Origin of the sequence: Psychrobacter okhotskensis, assembly GCF_013248965.1 — a bacterium.
GTDB classification, from domain to species: domain Bacteria; phylum Pseudomonadota; class Gammaproteobacteria; order Pseudomonadales; family Moraxellaceae; genus Psychrobacter; species Psychrobacter okhotskensis.
In genome coordinates, this window is the sequence record NZ_JABRVQ010000010.1 from 24,488 (window position 1) to 39,402 (window position 14,915).

Here is a 14,915-nt window from a genome sequence, read left to right on the forward strand (position 1 = left end):
ATAGCACTAAAATAATGATGTTCAGACAATTGATGGAGTGATAATGACTATTCATATCGTGCTGGTAGCACCCAAAATGCCCAGTAATACTGGCAATATTATTCGTTTATGTGCCAATAGTGGGGCGCAGTTGCATTTGGTTAAGCCATTAGGATTTGAGCTTGATGACAAAAAACTACGCCGTGCAGGATTGGATTACCATGAGTATGCCCATCTGCAAGTACATGACGATTGGGCAGCTGCTAGGCAGGCGCTTATAGCATCGGACTGTCATGTCATCACAGCATTGACCACCAAGCTGAGCAAGCCATTTTATGAGTATAATTTTAGTGGGCAAGTTGCTGACAATGAGCAAGATGCGCTGACATCGCCCCCCAATATTGCTTTAGTATTCGGCTCTGAAACAGCAGGATTGGCGGATGATATTCGTGAAAGTATCGGCGCTGATCATTGGTTGCGCTTGCCTATGCTGGCAGATTCACGCAGCTTGAATCTGTCCAATAGCGTGGCAATATGTCTGTATGAGATATGGCGTCAGCAGGGTTTTATGGGTGATGAAGGTCGCAGTGTTGGGTATGACACGCTAACGGTTTATGACCCAAAGTAGCGGCTGATATACTGATTGATTTTTACTGAAAGTCATGCTTTAAACGTCTGAACGCGAGCAGCAATCAGTGCTACTTTATAAGCAATTAGGCGGCTTCGGTAGTCCAGCAAGACGATTGACATGACGGGCGACCAAGCCAGTATTGAATAATTGCTGGAGTTTTTGATTGCTAATATCGTGCTCTGGTAAGGTCTTTTGTAACCACTTAATGAGCGGTCTTGTCGCTGGCGCGTGATTAAACTTAGTAAAAAAGGCTCGCACTTGTTGCAGAATCTCTAGATGTTCCACTGTCAAATTGACATCTAGCGTATTTGCCAACTGCTGTGCAATCGCAGGTGACCAAATAGTGTGATCACATAAATGGCCGTCTTGATCGAGCGCAATATTATCTGCCGTTTCAGCAGACGTGGTAGCGGTATTAAGGACATCATTAGTCATAAGGCAACCGTCACCACTTTATCAAACTGGCTGTCTTGAGTCAGAGTGACCCATTCATCATCCGTTAGCAGACCGGTTAGCTTGGCCGCTAGGTTGAGCTGCGTAACTATGTTCGGCGTTAGCTGTGCCACATCATCGGAGAGCGCATAAATACCCGCAATACCATCGATATCATTTTCACCTAAAGAGGCATTGAGCCAATCAATAAAAGCGACAGTCGTGCCCAGTAAGAGGATACTGTCGCCCGCGTGCCAAGTGCGTGATAGCTCTTCTGTGCTGCGTTCGAGCTTTTCCATGCTGCTATGTAACTGGTATAAGGTGGCCATAATGGATCCGATTGCTGGTTATATTTTGATTGGCTAGAGCGTGTCTTTAATTCACTCGATAGTCATCTAAATGGGCTAAAAATGGCTAAATCTTGCCAAAAATCATCAAATAGCTGGTTAATATCTTGATATTATCTACACTATTTTTCTTGTTTGATGGCAATTTATCTCATTTTTAAAATGAAAACACGCCCTAGAATTGCGTCATCTAATACTATCGTTTGATAGCGTTGTGATATTAAAAACAGCGTTGTGGTATTAAAAATTGAGTATTTGCTCAAAGTCTTGGGAATCAATGACCTCAGGCATCAAAGTTAATTGACTAGCCAAATCAGCCGGCAACATACCGGTGAGCCATCCACTAAATACATCCGCAGGTAGCCACGCCGCTGGCATATCATACAGCTCAAGCGATTGAATCATGCCATGTAAACGCGATGTTGGTTGCATTAATAAACCAAAGACAGGGGCATCTAAGTACAGCTGGACGTCGTGTCCAAACGTTGCCAAGGTTAAAGCGAGGGCGCAACCTTCATAACTTGCCATTTCTGTCGGTGTACGCAGCTGAATCAGTAATTTCATGGTTTATTCCAAAGGGTGGAGGTCTCAAACAGTTGTCGTCAAAGAAGTCGCTGTTAATAATGCGCTGCTAGAATTGTATGAGGCGACAGTTGCTTTGCATCATCATTGCCAGCTCACTCAGCCCGACCAAGCTAAATCCTGCTGCTAGATTGTCTCCTTCGAGCTGATGGCGTGTACCGTTTTCGCTATCACTGACGCCGCGACTGAGAGCAGTGCTGACGCAAACAGGTAATGGCAATTGATATTGTTTAGCCAGATTTTGCCATTGTTGAGTGAGGTCGATTTGTTCGGCTGATTGCCAACGTAAGCGATTGGCGGTGTGGGCGCCATCTGCATAAAAAAACACACTTAAGGTAGTCTTCTTTTTAGAAGCATCGCTATCCGCTGTCTCATTATTCATGACTGTGCTCTTAAGATAAGCGCGAGCATAACGCAATGCTAACTGGGCAAGCGGATGACTGGGATCGGCTGTAATGAGCAATAGCTGGCTGTTGGCTGTCATAGAGGGTCTTATTGATCAGTATGCTAGAGTAGTATGCTACCTTGCCTTGCCTATCGAGGCAAGCTCTAACTGCTGCTCACATTAGGGCGGCGATCTTGTCTCTCAAGGTGTCATGCTGATGAACGGCATCATTGATATTTGCATGTCATCAAACTGTAAAGTGACTGACGTAGTGTAGTGATATAAATACGACAAAAACTTGCAATGACGAGCCAACGCTCATGATGATTTTTGATGGTATGGCGACAAAGACCTATGTTAACGAACCATCGATAGCAGCGAATGGCGATGTATATTTAGCCGATCTTGATAAGCCTTCGAGCACCGATGAACCAACGTCATGGCAGCTATCAAACCATCGCAGATCTGACGCGCTGCATATTTTATTGGTAACTGAGACGTGGTGGCCTGATGTCAACGGTGTGGCCATGAGCTTGCAGCGTCTCATGATGCAAATGGTTCAGATGGGTCATAAAATCAGCTTGGTTCGACCCAAACCAAAACAGCTCCCTCATCAAACCACGACCACGCTGCAGGCACCAAACTCGCTGCCAGCTCAGCCATCAATAGTAGATAACTTCGCCACGGCACCAGCATTTGTGACAGATGAGCTTCAGGTTGGCGGAATGTCTATTCCTAAGTACTCAAGCCTACAGTTTGGGTTGCCCTGTTATTTTCAGATTAAAAAAGCGTGCCAAGCACTAACGCCTGATATCGTGCATGTGGCTACAGAGGGGCCGCTTGGTTTTGCGGCTCTACTGGTGGCCAAACAGCTAAACATCCCCGTCACAACAGGCTATCACACGCAGTTTCATAATTTTAGTAAACACTTTGGCTTAGGCATACTATCAACGCCGCTGATGGCTTATTTACGATGGTTTCATAATACATCGCAAGCCACTTGTGTACCAAATAAGCAAACTCTAAATGAGTTAGCTGATACCGGCTTTCACCGGTTGTATGAAGTGGGCCGAGGTGTCGATTTGGTACAATTCAATCCTGCGCACCAAAGCGCCACGTTAAGAGAGCAGTGGGGCGCACGGCATCAGCATACGGTATTGATGGTGGTTAGCCGATTGTCTCCAGAAAAAGGCATCGACTTGGTCATCCAAAGTTTTTATGCGCTAAAGCGTACACAGCCAACACGTGCGGTAAAGCTAGTGGTCGTCGGAGATGGTCCTGATCGCACACGGCTAGAGACACTGGCAAAAAAGGGTGGTGAGGATATTATTTTTGCAGGTACTCAAATAGGCCAAGCGCTATCACACCACTATGCCAGTGCAGATGCTTTTGTGTTTGCCAGTCAGGTCGAAACCTTTGGTAATGTGGTGGTCGAAGCGATGGCCAGTGGTATGCCTGTTTATGCGTTTGATGATGCCGCGGCTGGCATGTTGGTGACAAAAGATAAAGGAATGCTTGCCACGTTGGGCATGCAGCAAGCATTTATAGATATGGTGGCAAACTTACCCTCACTGACGGTATTAAAACAGCAAGGTAAACAGTCGGTGAGTGGTGTCTCTGGCTTTTCGTGGCAACGCCCTACCAATCAGATGCTCGCCATGTTTTATCATGTCATCGCTAAGCGCGCCACCGCATCTACGGGAACTGAAGGCAAGAAGAAACGATAAATTTAGTGATCAACAGCCAGTCTGTAATAAGGAGTGGAGTGATAACGCAAGATGCATTGTCTGAGCCCGTTGTATTCGCGAATAAACGGGCATGATCTGATTTGAGGGGATAAGCTATGAAACGTAATCGTGTCAAGCCACCAAAAAATAAGACAACCAATTCGTCAATCAAGCGACATGCTTTTTCTCCCAAAAACCCAGCATGGGCCATTTACTTCAATCAATTCATCGTGTGGGATACCAGTTTATGTATCCACATAAATCGTTACTCAACAAATTACCTAATTGCCACCTTTTTTAAGGGTATCAGTCGATTAGGGGATGGGTGGTTTTGGTATGTGATGCTATTCATTGCTTTGGCTGCACATGGTGTCTCAGCGATACTACCACTGGTGGTGACCATACTACTTAGTGCAGGCGGTCTTGTAACCTACAAAATACTAAAGCTGAAAACCGTACGCCCAAGACCTTATCAAGTGCATCAAGTGATTGTGCTGGGCGAGCGACCATTGGACGTTTTTAGTTTTCCATCAGGCCATACATTACAAGCAGTACTGTTTACGGCCACGCTTGGCAGTTATTATCCAGAGCTGCTGCCGATTATGTTGCCGTTTACCATCTTAGTTGCATTGTCTCGCATCGTATTGGGTCTGCATTATCCAACTGATGTCTTGGTAGGTGCTGGCATCGGCTACGTACTGTCACTATGGATGACCAGTTTGCATCAGCTTATGGCCCAAAGCCTGCCTTTTTTAAGTATGTCGGGTTTTTAGTAGAGCTAGGAAATAACATGCAACAATCATTGACTATTAATGGGAGAGTAAAGAGATGAGTGATTTTTTTACAAAAACTGTATTAACGGCAGGTATGGCTGCCGCTATGGTTTTTATAACAGGCTGTAATGACGACGATAACAATACATCAGACAATACATCAGACAATGTATCTGTGTTTGTTCCAACCTCGCTTACCATTGCTCATATTAACGATCATCATTCTCACCTAGAGTCAGAAGGCGAGCAAAGCTTTTTCTTAGATGGGGTTGCTTATCGTGCCGAGCGCGGTGGGTTTGCCCGTCTAAAAACTGCTTTTGATGATTTTGAGTCCACTTACAGTGATAAAAACTTTTTAAAGTTACATGCAGGCGATGCCATTACCGGCACACGTTACTTTAGTTTTTATAAAGGTGCAGCCGATGCCGACATGATGAATACGATTTGCTTTGATGCTTTTGCTTTAGGTAATCATGAATTTGACGAGAGCGATGAAGGGCTCAAGCGTTTTATAGACAGGTTACACGGCACAGAGGGCAACCCTAATGGGTGCAAAACGCCAGTGTTGAGCGCCAATGTAAAGCCAGCAGTTGGCACCCCATTGGCACTGAGCCAAGTGGATGACTATATTCAGCCTTATACTATCAAAACCACAAAAGAAGGGGTAAAGGTTGGGATCATCGGTATCGATATCAAAGGAAAAACCCAAAACTCATCGCGACCTTTGTCTACAACAGAGTTTTTGGATGAAACAACCACTGCCCAAAACTACATCAATGAGTTAAAAAACAAAGGGATTGAGCATATTGTATTGCTCACACATTATACTTACGAAAACGACAAAAAATTGGCTACTGCGCTCTCAGGTGTTGATGTCATTATTGGTGGCGACTCACATACTTTGCTAGGGGATTTTACTCGCTATGGTAAGACGGCGGATGATACTTTTGGTGCACAAGGAAGCTATCCGACAGTACTAAAAAATAAAGAGGGCAAAACGGTTTGTGTGGGTCAAGCATGGGAATACACTAAGGCGATTGGGCTTATGGACATTAGTTTCGATAAACACGGTGATGTGACAGGTTGTAGCGGGTCGGCCGTTATTCCTGTGTCACAAAAGTTTGAGACGTATGATGAGACCACCGCAGCCTTTCACACGCTAAGTGAGGGCGAAAATCAGCTTGTATTACAAAAACTATTAGCAGGTAAGTCTGACTTACTCAGTAAAGATTTAATCATTCCTTATATGGAAGATTCTAAATCTGCGGCAGTACTGCAAAGTTATACTGATTTGTTAGATGATAATTTGTCTAAAAAGCTTGGACGTGCCACAGAGTCGTTATGCTTGGTGCGTGTGCCGGGCACCACGCGCGCGCAAGATATTGCCGGCTGTGAAAATACAGCAAGTTCGGCTCGGGGTAGTGATATTGCACAAATAGTTGCCAGCGCCTTTTTAGATGGTGCATTGCGTGCAGACTTCGCCTTACAAAATGCAGGCGGTGTGCGCAGCACTATCGAGGCTGGAGACATAACCTATAATGACGCTTATACGCTGCTACCATTCGGTAATACTTTGGTAAATCTGGATATTTCAGGCAAACAAGTCATCGATACGTTAGAAGAGGCTATCGCCAATCATAAGGATAATGAAGGTTCGTCAGGGTCGCATCCTTATGCTGCTGGTTTACGCTGGGATTTAGATATGACGCAAGCCAAAGGCAGGCGTGTAAAAGCGGTCGAGGTACGTGACCGTACCACTGGTATTTGGTCGCCAATTGATCTTAACCACCTCTATACTATGGTGACCAATGATTATATTGCTGAAGGTCGTGATGGCTATACGACGCTAGGTCCGATTTTTGCTGATAAAACCAAGGTGGAAGACACGAAGCTGCTCTATACCCAGTCGTTTATCGATTATGTCGAAAGAGTGAGCGTCATCGAGCGTCCAGAACGAAGTGAGTATTCTCACAAAACAGTGATCACAGCACAAGGTAACTTGCTTGCCCTGTAATATTGTGCATGCTTTCTTGTACATTGATTGAGCGCTAATAATTTGAGAAAACCCGCCTAAAGTGAAATGACCCCCCATAAGTTGTGTTCAACTTATGGGGTTTTTTTTGATGTTACTTGCGTGACTTTGACTTGAATCGAGATAACCATGTGCGTGTCATAAATGACTTGGTCATAAAGGGGTTTTACAGCTCACCGCTGTGCTCAGTTTCGTATCAAGTATTGACATCGGCAAGATAGTTGCTTGATACTGTGACTGCCTCGTAAGAAAAAATAATAAACTTAGAGTGGAAGTTCACGTAGTCTTAGTGGTCTATGCTGCAAGGAGTTGTTATTTATATGCTATCTGTCACATCCAATAATACCGACTATCAACCGACATCGGCGCAAATCCAAGTATTGCAGACGGCGAGTGAGTTTGCTTATCAGATTTGGCAGAGCCGAACCGCCTCCTGTCAGACATTTTTACGCAGTTATCCACTTGATCATACCTTAACACGTCAGCAAATTGATGATCTGATACAAGATTATACCTTGGATGAAAACTACCAACTGGCTAATGAAGCCAAGGTCATGAGTGGCCTACGACACTTACGCATGCTGCTGATGATGCGCTGGATTTGGCAAGATGCCCTCGGTATGATTGCCCTCGAGCAATTGACCGATGAGCTGTCTGAGTTTGCTGATGGTTGTATTTCGTTCGCCAAGGAATATACCTATCAGGAGCTGGTGACCCGCTATGGCAAGCCAACCTTCATCAATGAGCAAGGCAACGTTCAAACTGATGACATGGCGATTATGGCGATGGGTAAGCTTGGTGCTCACGAGCTGAACTTATCGAGTGATATCGATCTTATCTTTGTTCATCAAGCCCGCGGCGCTACCGATGGTGACAAAGCAAAAGGCACTCGCAGCATCGATAACAAGCGTTTTATGACCCGGCTTGGTCAAGGGATTATCAAGCTATTGGATAACAATACCGCTGATGGTTTTGTGTTTCGTGTCGATATGCGCTTGCGGCCGTGGGGTGATGGCAGCGATCTGGCTATTCATCTATCCGCCTTGCAAAAGTATTTTTCCTTGCATGGGCGCGCATGGGAGCGTTTTGCATGGTTAAAGGCGCGTGTAGTGGGACAAATAGAGTCGCCATTTTATGACCGAATACAAGCGCTCATTAGGCCTTTTGTCTTTCGCTATTATGTCGATTACAGTGCTTTTTCAGCGCTCAGAGAAATGAAGTCTTTGATTCAGAACCAAGTGGCGCAGCGTGAAGATTTGGATAATATTAAGCTGGGCGCAGGCGGTATTCGAGACATTGAGTTTATCATACAGGCTTTCCAATTGATTTATGGCGGTCGGCATCCACAGCTACAGGTTAAGTCGTGTTTACAAGCCATGCAGGCGTTATATGAGCTCAAATATTTAGAGATGTCAACTTATGAGCAGCTGCAAGCGGCCTATCGCTTTTTGCGTCGACTTGAGCATGGCATTCAGGCCATCAATGATCAGCAGACCCAGCGCTTACCCCATGACCACTATTGGCAGCACAATCTCGCCATTACCCTTGGGTTTGAAGATTGGCAGGCATTGCTCAACACACTGAACAGTCATCGAAACAATGTCAATGTGCCCTTTGAGCGCATGGTGACCGAACGTCAGGTTCCCGCTAAAGAAGATACCGAGCTCGAACCAGCTCATCTTGAAGAACAAATTGCCAGTTTGGATCAAGTATTGACAGAAGAGAACCGCGCGCAGTTGCAAGAGTTTTGGCAATCAAAGATGGTCGCCAACTTGAGTGATGAAGCCAGAGAGCGCCTGGATGATGCGTATCCTGTGATTGTCCATGCGTTACTGGCGCATCAAGAGCAGCAGCAGCTGGCCAATACCGCCTTGCCACGCCTGATTGCCTTGCTAGAAGCGATTTGCCGCCGTTCTATCTATTTGGTCATGATTGCCGAAAACCCTAATGCCACCATTGAGCTGATTCCGATGTTATCCGCCAGTCCTTGGATTGCCAAGGAATTGGCACATTATCCTGTGCTACTAGATACGTTTTTACAGCAGCGCTATCGTCATCTGCCGGACAAGCTCGAGCTGCGTGATATTTTGCGACAACAGTTATTGCGGGTAGAGCCCAATGACGAAGAAGAGCTGCTTAGTGTATTGCGACTGTTCAAAAAGAACCAAGTATTGGCTGTCGCCGCCAGCGACGTATTGGCTGAACGTCCGATTATGAAGGTGTCAGACTCTCTAACTTATATAGCAGCAGTGGTGTTGGAAGCGGCGCTAGAGCGAGCATTTGCAGAGATTGTCAAACGCTATGGCTATCCCATTGGACAAGATGGCGATCCTGTAACCGAAGCGGACTGCGGCTTTGCTATCATTGGTTATGGCAAACTTGGCGGGCTAGAATTGTCATATTCATCAGACTTAGATTTGGTGTTTTTACATAAGATAAAAGAGCAGGGCATGACCACAGGTGAAAAGTCCGTCAGTGGTATGAAGTTTGCGGCGCGCTTGGTACAAAAGCTGATGAACTATCTCAACACCCAAACTCGAGATGGTCGCGCTTATGAGATTGACATGCGTCTACGTCCTTCGGGGAATGCTGGCATGATGGTGGTATCTTGTCATGCCTTTGAAACCTATCAGATGGATAAGGCATGGTCGTGGGAGCATCAGGCATTGGTACGGGCACGGGCGATTTGCGGTGACAGACGCGTAACAGCACGCTTTTGTGATATCCGCCGAGATGTATTGGCACTACCGCGTACCATAGAGCAGGTACGTACTGAGGTCACCAGTATGCGTATCAAGATGCAAAAACATCTAGGGACCAGTCAATGGCAACAGCAAGCAGGTAAGTTTCATCTCAAGCAAGACGCCGGTGGGATAATTGACATTGAATTTTTGGCGCAATTTGCAGTATTGGCTTATTCGCATGAGCATCGAAGCTTGACCAAATGGAGTGACAACGTCCGTATTTTTGAAGAAGTGGCGCTGCTTGGTATTTGGGAGGAGCAAGTCTGTCAAGATTTAACCGATGCCTATCTCAGAATTCGTGCGGCTACCCATCAGTTGGCATTGTCAGAGCAGTCACTATTGGTGGACGAATCACTATGGAAAGAGACACGCACGCTGGTACAAGACCAGTGGCAGCATCTCATGGGTGTTGACTCAGAATAGCATTCATAAAACCTCGAAGATAATAATGTTTTAGCGCGACCGACAATCGGTCAGCTTTATATAGGATTGGTTATACAAATAATGACCTACTAGGGGACAACTAAAAGATTTTATTTACTAATATAGCCAGTGATATAATCGCCCACACATGGTATTAGATATTGATAGTAACGAAGATATATTTTTAACAATAAAAATGAATGCGGTGGTGTTATCATATGATGTTGATAATTACTGTTAAACAAAAACTACTTAAAAAGTTAGACGTCAGCGCTAGCATAAGGACTATAAAATGAATATGGCAACACAAGAAGGCAAGCTTTGGATGAATGGCACGATGATCGAACAGCCAGATGCCAAAATCCATGTACTGACGCATAGCCTACATTATGGCATGGCAGTATTTGAAGGTGTGCGTGCTTACCAGACTGCTGACAACCGCACGGCGATTTTTCGCCTAAAAGAACACACTGAGCGTTTGTTAGGGTCTGCAAAGATTTTTCAAATGAGTGTGCCTTTTGATGCAGCGGCACTTGAACAAGCACAAAAAGATGTGGTCAAACAAAATAACTTAGCAGAAGCTTATATCCGTCCGCTGATTTGGTTTGGTGCTGAAAAACTGGGTCTGTCATCGCGTGATAATAGTGTTAATGCGATGGTCGCAGCATGGCATTGGGGTGCATACCTAGGTGAAGACGGTATCAAAAATGGTATTCGTGTAAAAACCTCATCATTTACGCATCACATGACCAATGTGACCATGTGCAAAGCAAAAGCATCTAGTAACTATCCTGTGTCTATTATGGCCAATCAAGAAGTCACGCGTAACGGCTATGACGAAGCCATCTTGATGGATCCGCAAGGTTATGTTTGCCAAGGTGCTGGCGAGAACTTATTCTTAGTCAAAAACGGTGTGCTGCATACGCCGGACTTAGGTGGCGGCGCGCTAGATGGTATCACCCGTCGTACTATTATTCAGTTTGCTGAAGACTTAGGTATCAAAGTCGTTGAACGCCGTATCACTCGTGATGAGTTCTACTTAGCAGATGAAATCTTTATGACTGGTACGGCAGCTGAGGTCACACCAATTCGTGAATACGATGATCGTACTATCGGCAATGGTGGCCGTGGTCCGTTGACTGAGAAATTGCAAACCTTGTACTTTGACGTAGTACATGGCCGTAATGAGCAGTATATGGATTGGTTAAGTTTTATCGACTGATAATAAAGTTACTTTAAAGACCAAAAAGGCTGAACATAATTGTTCAGTCTTTTTTTTGTGCTAATATAGCCATCATATTTATTCATACGATCAAAGTGAGCAGTCAATGCCAATAGATTCTAGTACAGCCGATAATAAAAACCTCAAACAAATTATTTGTATTAAATGGGGTACAAAATACGGTGCTCATTATGCCAATAAGCTATACGGCATGGTTTCTCGAAATATTACGCCACCGTTTCGTTTTATCTGCTTTACAGATGACCCTACCGATGTCAGACCTGAAATTGAATGTCAGGAATTACCGCTATTAGATGTGACTATGCCCACTAATACGTTAGGCAAGTGGCCCAAGTCTCGTTTGTGGGGTGAGAAGCTAGGTGATGTCACAGGTGTTGTTTTGTTCTTAGATTTGGATGTGGTGATAGTCGATAGTCTTGATCCATTCTTTGAGTATGGTGTGCCAGATGACGTTATCTTGTCATACAATCCAAGTAATCCTTTAGAGAAACTTGGACAGACCTCATGCTTTAGATTTCAAGTGGGTTCAATGGTTTCTTTACAAGAGAAATTTAAGGCAGATCCGCAAGGTATTGCTGATAAATATCGTTTTGAACAACGCTTTGTGACTCGTAATGTGCCGGGGGGTGTAAAGATATTTCCAAAAAAGTGGGTCGCTCATTTTAGACGTAAATGTCGCCAACCTTTCCCTCTAAACTATTTTATCCCACCTAAAATCCCTAAAGGTGCCAGAATAGTTATTTTCCCAGGTGGTTTGTATCCGACAAATGCTATCAATGGACAATATACCTCTAAATCTGCTGATAATGCTGCTGACCATTTAAGACAGCTAAAAGACTCTAAAAACCTTAAGCATCCAATACGTCATTTACGTCACTTTATATTGCCAGTAGGTTGGGTTAAAGAGAACTGGAAAGAATAAAAAATTATTGGTACTGATAAACTGTACAACATCCACATATGGCAGGAGAACCTATGAGTAATGAAATTGTAAAAGTGTTTGTTGGCTGCGATCCTAACAATAGTGATCTAGAGCAGATGATGGTGCTAGATCACAGTATAAAAAAGCACACGAGTATGGCGGTTGAAATCGTATGGATGCAGCTTTCTCGTGATCCTGACAGCTTTTGGTATTCGAACCCAGAAAAGGGCGAGGGATGGGATACTCGAAAATGGGCAACGCCTTTTTCGGGGTTCCGCTGGGCAATCCCTGAGTATTGTGATTTTAAAGGCCGTGCAATCTATATGGATGCCGATATGGTTGTGCTTAGCGACTTAAAAGAACTGTGGAATCACCCTATCCAAGGTGAGGGTGTAGTCGCGGCTAAAACAAAGGATGCCATTGCCCGTCTTTGTACTTGCGTATGGGATTGCCAAAAATCTCAGAAGGTTTTAACGCCTGTCAGTCAGTTAAAAGCTGATCCAGAAGGGCATAACAAGCTGATGAAACAGTTTAAAGAGCATCCAGAGCTAATCACTCCTTATATAGATAGTTATAACTGTATCGATGGTGAGGATTTAGAGATTAAAGATATAAAAATCCTTCATTATTCTGATATGGGTACGCAGTTCAGTCACAAATATTCGATACCACGGTTAGAAAAAGAGGGAGCGAAGCATTGGTTTGACGGAAAAATCATGCCTCATCCAAGACAAGAACTTAGCGACTTATTTGATGCCTATTATCAAGAAGCTATAGATGCAGGTTATAGTTTAGAAAACTATCGTGTAGAGCCGTTTGGTGTAATACCTAAGAAGTCACATAAGCGTTATAAGGGTAATAAGATAACGCGTCCATTGAAGAGTGGGTTGTTATCAAAGATTTTTAAGAGATAGAGTATAAATAATTCTATATAAAAACCCGCTTTTTTAATAAATAGAGCGGGTTTTTAATTTCAGATTAGTGCAAAAAAAGATAGTTATTTAAGAGTAGAAATCAAGAATCGCTTGTATAACGTTTTTCTGCTCATTACGAGTCATACCATAATAAATTGGTAATCTAAGTAGTCTTTCACTGTGACTGGTTGTATAAGTATCTTCTCCATGCAGCCTACCACTTTTTTCTCCAGCTACTGACGTATGCAAAGGTATGTAGTGAAAGACAGCAAGTATGCCGCAGTCCTTTAAATGACTTATTAAGTCAGAGCGCGTCTGCATGTCACATACTTTAATATAAAACATATGAGCATTATGTTGACAGCCGCTTGGTATAGTAGCTAGTTCAATTTTACCTTTTAACTGAAGTGTTTTAAGGTTATCGTAGTAATACGACCAAGAGTCTAGACGCGCACTGTTTATCTCATCAGCTTTTTCAAGCTGTCCCCAAAGATAGGCGGCTTGAATATCACTGGGCAGATAACTACTGCCAATATCAACCCACGAGTACTTATCTACCATACCTCTAAAAAACTGACTTCGGTTGGTGCCTTTTTCTCTAATTATCTCGGCTCTTTCTTTAAACTGATCATCATTAATAATTAATAAGCCACCTTCGCCACCGCTTGTATAGTTCTTAGTCTCATGAAAACTATAAGTGCCTATATGTCCAATAGTTCCTAAAGCCTGACCTTTATAAGTACTCATCATGCCTTGGGCAGCATCTTCTATAACATAGATATTATGGCGGTTTGCTAGTTCCATAATAGTGTCCATCTCACAAGCAACACCTGCATAGTGAACAGGAACAATAGCCTTGGTTCTAGAAGTGATGGCTGATTCTATTTTAGATTCATCGATATTCATCGTATCAGGACGGACATCAACAAAAACCACTTTCGCTCCACGTAAGACAAAAGCATTTGCCGTGCTAACAAAGGTGTAGCTAGGCATAATCACTTCATCACCTGGCTGGATATCTATTAAAAGAGCAGCCATTTCTAATGCTGCAGTACAAGACGGCGTCAGCAGCGCTTTTTTACAGGAAAGCTCTTTTTCAAACCAAGAGTGACAGCGCTTAGTAAAGTCCCCATCACCAGACATTTTCTCACTGCGCATGGCTTGTAAAACGTACTGGTCTTCATTACCAGTATATGGGGGTTTATTAAATGGAATCATTAATACTTTCTTCTTCTAAAAATGTCTTTTCTAATAGTAGTAAGTCCTGCTTTCTATCTTTAACTCTTCTAGCAGGGTTTCCTACGTATATACCCCATGCTTCTGTGCTTTTATTAACCAGCGTCATAGCACCAATTGAGCAGCCTTCAGCAATAGTGACACCAGGCATAATAATACTACCAGCACCCACAATTACTTGACGTTTAAGAGTTACCTTCTCCATTTTCTCATTCTTATATTTTTTTGGAATGAGAGAGTTTACCATTGTCTCTCCGCTATAGTCGTCAGACTGTGAAAAAACTTTAACACCATATGCAAGCGTACAAAAGTCCTCAAGTTGAATTCCTTTTATGCCACCTGCTAGTAAGCACATAGGGGTGATATGGCAGTATGAACCAATTTGGATATGTCCAGATATGATACAAAAGTCATCAATTCTTGAGTTATCACCGATTTCAATTTGATCGGCATTATAAATACTAGCTTTATCGCTAATTTTTACATTTTTACCAAGAGACTTAAATCCCATCTCTCTTAATTGCTCAGAGTTTAAATAAGCCATC

Annotated in this window: 14 protein-coding genes; 8 read left to right on the top strand and 6 right to left on the bottom strand. The window is 43.6% G+C overall.

Going from position 1 to position 14,915, the window contains the following annotated elements; genetic code table 11:
• Window positions 1-43: 43 nt before the first annotated feature.
• Complete coding sequence (locus tag HQR03_RS06655) at window positions 44-607, top strand: tRNA (cytidine(34)-2'-O)-methyltransferase (RefSeq protein ID WP_025652776.1); 564 nt, start codon at window positions 44-46, stop codon at window positions 605-607.
• 75 nt (window positions 608-682) lie between these two features.
• Here the strand turns inward: HQR03_RS06655 and HQR03_RS06660 are convergent, their stop codons facing one another.
• The 4 genes from HQR03_RS06660 to tusD form a co-directional block, all read right to left on the bottom strand.
• Complete coding sequence (locus tag HQR03_RS06660; protein ID WP_173239616.1) at window positions 683-1,045, bottom strand: TusE/DsrC/DsvC family sulfur relay protein; 363 nt, start codon at window positions 1,043-1,045, stop codon at window positions 683-685.
• Entirely contained in the window at window positions 1,042-1,371 is a 330-nt protein-coding gene (locus tag HQR03_RS06665) for a hypothetical protein (RefSeq protein WP_101211964.1), read from the bottom strand. Before HQR03_RS06665 ends, HQR03_RS06660 begins: the two co-directional genes overlap by 4 nt.
• A gap of 258 nt (window positions 1,372-1,629) precedes the next feature.
• Entirely contained in the window at window positions 1,630-1,953 is a 324-nt protein-coding gene (locus tag HQR03_RS06670; RefSeq protein WP_173239617.1) for a hypothetical protein, read from the bottom strand.
• 67 nt (window positions 1,954-2,020) lie between these two features.
• Window positions 2,021-2,455, bottom strand: a complete 435-nt coding sequence (gene tusD / locus HQR03_RS06675) for a sulfurtransferase complex subunit TusD (protein WP_173239618.1) — start codon at window positions 2,453-2,455, stop codon at window positions 2,021-2,023.
• A gap of 221 nt (window positions 2,456-2,676) precedes the next feature.
• On the opposite strand from tusD, the gene HQR03_RS06680 reads away from it, so the two are divergent.
• The 7 genes from HQR03_RS06680 to HQR03_RS06710 all read left to right on the top strand — a co-directional run bounded on the left by HQR03_RS06680 (window position 2,677) and on the right by HQR03_RS06710 (window position 13,134).
• Window positions 2,677-4,083: a glycosyltransferase family 4 protein gene (locus HQR03_RS06680; RefSeq protein ID WP_173239619.1), complete on the top strand. Its 1,407-nt coding sequence runs from the start codon at window positions 2,677-2,679 to the stop codon at window positions 4,081-4,083.
• A 116-nt stretch (window positions 4,084-4,199) separates the two neighbouring features.
• Entirely contained in the window at window positions 4,200-4,856 is a 657-nt protein-coding gene (locus HQR03_RS06685) for a phosphatase PAP2 family protein (RefSeq protein ID WP_173239620.1), read from the top strand.
• Between the two features lie 55 nt (window positions 4,857-4,911).
• On the top strand, window positions 4,912-6,870 hold the full coding sequence (locus HQR03_RS06690) for a bifunctional metallophosphatase/5'-nucleotidase (protein ID WP_173239621.1): 1,959 nt from the start codon (window positions 4,912-4,914) through the stop codon (window positions 6,868-6,870).
• Window positions 6,871-7,208: 338 nt separating this feature from the next.
• Entirely contained in the window at window positions 7,209-10,055 is a 2,847-nt protein-coding gene (gene glnE, locus HQR03_RS06695; protein WP_173239622.1) for a bifunctional [glutamate--ammonia ligase]-adenylyl-L-tyrosine phosphorylase/[glutamate--ammonia-ligase] adenylyltransferase, read from the top strand.
• A gap of 292 nt (window positions 10,056-10,347) precedes the next feature.
• Complete coding sequence (locus tag HQR03_RS06700; protein WP_173239623.1) at window positions 10,348-11,277, top strand: branched-chain amino acid transaminase; 930 nt, start codon at window positions 10,348-10,350, stop codon at window positions 11,275-11,277.
• A gap of 106 nt (window positions 11,278-11,383) precedes the next feature.
• Entirely contained in the window at window positions 11,384-12,220 is an 837-nt protein-coding gene (locus tag HQR03_RS06705; protein WP_173239624.1) for a glycosyl transferase, read from the top strand.
• 53 nt (window positions 12,221-12,273) lie between these two features.
• Entirely contained in the window at window positions 12,274-13,134 is an 861-nt protein-coding gene (locus HQR03_RS06710; RefSeq protein WP_173239625.1) for a glycosyltransferase, read from the top strand.
• An 87-nt stretch (window positions 13,135-13,221) separates the two neighbouring features.
• Here HQR03_RS06710 and rffA read toward each other — a convergent pair whose 3' ends face one another.
• Entirely contained in the window at window positions 13,222-14,352 is a 1,131-nt protein-coding gene (rffA, locus tag HQR03_RS06715; protein ID WP_173239626.1) for a dTDP-4-amino-4,6-dideoxygalactose transaminase, read from the bottom strand.
• Entirely contained in the window at window positions 14,339-14,914 is a 576-nt protein-coding gene (locus HQR03_RS06720) for an acyltransferase (RefSeq protein ID WP_173239627.1), read from the bottom strand. Before HQR03_RS06720 ends, rffA begins: the two co-directional genes overlap by 14 nt.
• Window position 14,915: the final 1 nt, after the last annotated feature.